Annotated in this window: 4 protein-coding genes; all 4 read left to right on the top strand. The window is 67.3% G+C overall.

What is annotated here, in order from left to right:
• The first annotated feature begins 247 nt into the window (after nt 1-247).
• Nucleotides 248-1,240 (top strand): PDR/VanB family oxidoreductase, encoded by a 993-nt coding sequence (locus tag U9980_RS14880; RefSeq protein ID WP_322768455.1) that lies wholly within the window; start codon nt 248-250, stop codon nt 1,238-1,240.
• A 234-nt stretch (nt 1,241-1,474) separates the two neighbouring features.
• Complete coding sequence (locus U9980_RS14875) at nt 1,475-2,590, top strand: ABC transporter ATP-binding protein (protein WP_322768454.1); 1,116 nt, start codon at nt 1,475-1,477, stop codon at nt 2,588-2,590.
• Complete coding sequence (locus U9980_RS14870) at nt 2,587-3,972, top strand: ABC transporter substrate-binding protein (protein ID WP_322768453.1); 1,386 nt, start codon at nt 2,587-2,589, stop codon at nt 3,970-3,972. Before U9980_RS14875 ends, U9980_RS14870 begins: the two co-directional genes overlap by 4 nt.
• 42 nt (nt 3,973-4,014) lie before the next feature.
• On the top strand, nt 4,015-4,615 hold a 601-nt coding region (locus tag U9980_RS14865), incomplete at its 3' end, for a sugar ABC transporter permease (RefSeq protein WP_322768452.1).

The following is a 4,615-nucleotide window of genomic DNA, read 5'->3' as shown; positions in this document are numbered from 1 at the left end:
CCGGGCGCTCCTGGAGCGACCGGCAAGAGGGGACGCGGCGTCGCAGGGCCGGGGTGGACCGAGGCCAGTCGCCGATGTTTCCATCGAGCATTCCAATCGCCTGGCCACACTGCCTTCTCGGGTCGTCTGGGATAATTGGACGAGTGGCGCCCGTAAAGCGCCACCTGGTATGAATGGCCTGGATCACCCAGTTTCACGCCGTTTTGGGTCCAATTGTTCCCGAGGCTAGCCCGTCCGGAGGTCGGTCATGTCCGCGCCAATGACCCACGATCAGTTGACCGCAGTGCCGACGCCGTCAAGCGCCCCGTCCCTGACCGTCGTCAGAACAACGCGGGAAGCCGACGACATCATTTCTCTGGTCCTCGCCCATCCCGCTGGAGAGAAACTCCCCGGGTGGACGCCGGGCGCCCATGTCGACGTCGTCCTCGGGTCCGATCTGATCCGACAGTACTCATTGTGCGGCGACCCGGCCGACGATATGCACTGGCGAATCGCCGTGCTGCGTGAAGAACACGGCCGAGGCGGGTCGGTCTACCTGCACGACGAGGTCCAGGCCGGGTGGTCGTTGCCGGTCGGCCCACCCCGTAACAATTTTCCGCTGGTCCCGTCCCGGCGTTACATTCTCATCGCCGGCGGCATCGGAATAACCCCGCTCCTGCCTATGATCTCCGAACTCGACAAGCGGGACGCCGAGTGGACGTTGTTCTACGGCGGTAGACAGCGGACCAGCATGGCGTTCCTCGACGAGCTGTCGGCTCACCAAGATCGGATTGCCGTCCATCCGCAGGACGAATCCGGGCTGTTGCCGCTGGAGCACATCCTCGGGCAGCCTGAGATCGGGACGGCGGTCTACTGTTGCGGGCCCGAGGGCCTGCTCACGGCGGTTGAAGCCGCCTGCGCTGGCTGGCCGGCCGGCGCTGTGCACGTGGAACGTTTCCGGCCCCGGGAACGACCCGACGATCACCCGGCGGACACCGCCTTCGACGTGGTGATCGGCAGTACTGGGCAGAAAATACGGGTGGGCGCGGACCGGACGATCCTGCAAACTCTCGAACGCGCCGGCTTCGACGTGCCGTCATCGTGCCGCGAGGGCACGTGCGGGAACTGCGAGACCCGGTTCAGCGCCGGCGAGGTCGATCACCGTGACGAGGTGCTCACGATCGAGGAGCAACGCACCGGAGACGCCCTGATGATCTGTGTGTCACGAGCCCGCACGGATTCGCTGGTCCTCGACATCTGAGGCCTCGTATCGGTCGCCTCAGCCACGACACCAATCGACGCTGTCAGGCCGGGATGATCGGGTTGAGCCCGTCACATCCGACGGACGTCCAATTTTCGGCGCGTTTGCTCTCCGTACACCGTCCTGGAGTTGAATGCAGCTGCGCCTGAGAGATATGACGCCGTGGCGAACAGATCCGGGAGGCCCACGGAATACAAGACGGTGTCGGTCCGGCGCGAAAGGAGAGCCGGAGCGGTGAGCCGTATCCAGATCGAAGCGTTGACCAAGCGTTTCGGCAAGGTCACCGCCGTGGACCGGGTGAGTCTCGACATCAGCGACGGCGATTTCATCGTCCTGCTCGGCCCGAGCGGCTGTGGAAAGTCGACGTTGCTCCGGATGATTGCCGGGCTGATCGAGCCCGACGGCGGGCGGGTCCTGCTGGATGAGCGCGACGTCACCTTCACGCCGCCCAGGGACCGCGATATGGCGATGGTTTTCCAGAGCTACGCCCTTTACCCGCACCTGACAGTCGAGCGCAATATCGGTTTCCCGCTGCGCTCGCGTCGACGCCCACGCGCGGAAATACGCGAGAAGGTACGGGCGGTCGCGGAGCTACTCGATCTGGCCGACCTGCTCGACCGCCGACCCAGAGCGCTGTCCGGTGGGCAGCGCCAACGCGTGGCGGTCGGCCGGGCGCTGGTCCGCGACCCGGGTGCCTTTCTCATGGACGAACCGCTGTCCAACCTCGATGCCCAGTTACGCACCGCGACCCGTGGCCAGCTACGGGCGCTGCACAACCGGCTCGGCTCGACCATCGTCTACGTCACGCACGATCAGGTCGAGGCCATGACCATGGCCACCCGGGTCGCGCTACTCAATGCCGGCCGCCTTGAGCAGGTCGGCACTCCCACCGAGGTCTACGACGAACCGGCGTCGACGTTCGTAGCGGGCTTTCTGGGCTCACCACCGATGAACCTGCTCCCGGCCCGGGTCGAGAACCACTGCGGACGCGTCCGCGTGCACGCCCCCGGCGTGCAGGTGCCGCTGTGGGCGGCCGGTGACTTCCCCGGTCGCGACATCATCGTGGGGATCCGCCCGGAACATCTGGTCGGCGTCCCGCCGGCGTCGCCGGCATCCATGTTCCGCGGTCGGGTAACGGCGGTGGAGAACCTCGGCAGCGACGAGGTCGCCCAGTGCATGGTCGGCGACGCGCCTGTGTTCGCGCGCGGACCGCGCCCGCTCGGGCTGCGTCCCGGCGACCCGGTGGCCTTTGACACCGCCGCAGATCGCGTGCACCTGTTCGACCGCGCCAGTGGTCGCCGGCTCGTCTGGCAGCCAGAAGGATCGCCTCGCATAAGGAGCACGACATGAAAAGATCGAGCTGTCTCGGCGGTGCCGCGGTCGTGCTCGCCCTCGCACTCACCGCGACCGCCTGCGGCGGGGGCAGCTCACCGGCTGCCGCCCCGTCAAGCGCCGCAACCGTTCCCGAACTCAGGGCCGACCAGCAGGTCTCGATCGTCCTGGAGAGCTACAACCTGGCGCAGGCCGGGGCGTGGACCGACACGTTCACAGATCTGATCAACAGGTTCCAGAGCGCCCATCCCAACATCAAAGTGACGGCCCAGAAGCCCGCGACCGCGACCGCCAGTGGCTACGGGTCGGCCGCGACGGCCAGCATCCAACGCCAGATCGCGGCCGGCAACCCGCCCGACATCGGGCAGCTGGGATTCGGTGACCTCTTCTACGCGGTGCAGGGGCTGGGGGCCACGCCACTCGACGACGTGGTCGGCCACGACGCGGTGCAGGCCAACTTCGGCGGCACGCACCCGTTCGCGCCAACCGCGCGCACTCTGGGCGACTTCGACGGCAAGACCTATGGCATGCCGTTCGTGTTCTCCACCCCGATCCTCTACTACAACGCCAGCCTGTTCACCCAGGCCGGCCTCGACCCTGCAAAACCTCCGACCACCTGGGCGGAGGTCAAGACCGCCGCCCTCGCCATCAAGGACAAAGCCGGTAAGGACGGCGTCTACATCGACTGCCTGACCAAGAAGGCCGGTGACTGGTGCTACCAGTCCCTGGTCGACTCCAATGGCGGATCGGTGCTCTCCGCCGACCGGACCAGGCTCACCTTTGCCCAGGCGCCGGCGGTCGAGGCCGTCACGATGGCCCAGGACCTGGTCCAGTCCGGCGCAACCCCCAAACTCTCCCAGGAGCAGGCATATCCCGCATTCGCCCGCGGTGAGATCGGCATGATCGTAGAGAGCAGCGCGGGTGAGGCCATGTTCCGTAAGGGCGCCACCGGTGCGAAGCCCCCGTGGGATCTGCGGGCGGCCGGGCTGCCAAGCTTCGGCGGCACGACGGTGGAACCGACCAACTCCGGGGCTGCCCTGGTCATGTTCGCCAAGGATCCGGCCAAGCAGCGGGCAGCCTGGGAGATGATCAAATTTCTGACCGGTGATGAAGGCTACATCCAGCTCACCAGCAAGATCGGCTATCTGCCGTTGCGGACAGGCCTGCTGGACGACCCCGCCGGCCTCAAGGACTGGGCGGCGAAAAACCCCCTGATCAAGCCGAACATCGACCAGCTCGCCCGGCTCCGGCCGACGGTGGCCTTCCCCGGTGACAACTACGTCCAGATCAGGGACACGATGCTCGATGCCGTTGAAAGCGTCGTCTACAGCGGGGCTGACCCACCGTCCACGCTGGCCACGGCTGCGGATCGGGCGACAAAGCTGCTGCCGAAGACGTGAGGCCGTGGCGACCGTGCATCGACACAGGCAGGATCACCCGACGTGTTCGTAGAGGTCACCGCCGCGACGACGCCGCAGACGCCGACGCCGGTCAGCGCAGCCCGGCCCTCACCCACGCGCCGGGTGCTGCGGGCGCTGCCGCCCTTTCTCTACCTCACGCCGGGACTCGGCTGCCTGGCGGTCTGGACCTACCGCCCGCTGGTCGAGGCTGCGCAGCTGTCATTCTATTCGTGGAACCTGGTGCCAAGCAGGCCGAAGATCCCGGTCGGTCTGGACAACTACCGCCACGTCCTGCAGCTTCCAGAGCTCTGGCACTCGCTGTGGCTGACGGCGGCGACGATTGCGTGCCTGCTGCCGTTCACGGTCGTCCTGCCCACGATCGTCGCCCTGCTCACCCGCCGGGTGCGGGGCCGCCTGCGCGTCGGCTACCGGACCCTGGTGTTCGCGCCGGTGCTCGTTCCGCCGGTGGCGAGCGCCGCGATGTGGGTATGGCTGCTGGACCCACGCCACGGCCTGGTGGACCGCCTGCTGGGCCGACCGGTCAACTGGCTGCATGAACGTGGTCCCGCCCAGCTCGCCGTCGTCGGCATCACCGGCTGGCACCTGCTCGGCTTCGCCGTCCTCGTCGTCACTGCCGGCCTGG

The organism is Protofrankia sp. Cr1 (genome assembly GCF_963555865.1).
Classification (GTDB): Bacteria; Actinomycetota; Actinomycetes; order Frankiales; family Frankiaceae; genus Protofrankia.
The sequence above is the reverse complement of the archived record's forward strand: the minus strand, read 5'-3'. Positions and strand labels throughout refer to the sequence as shown.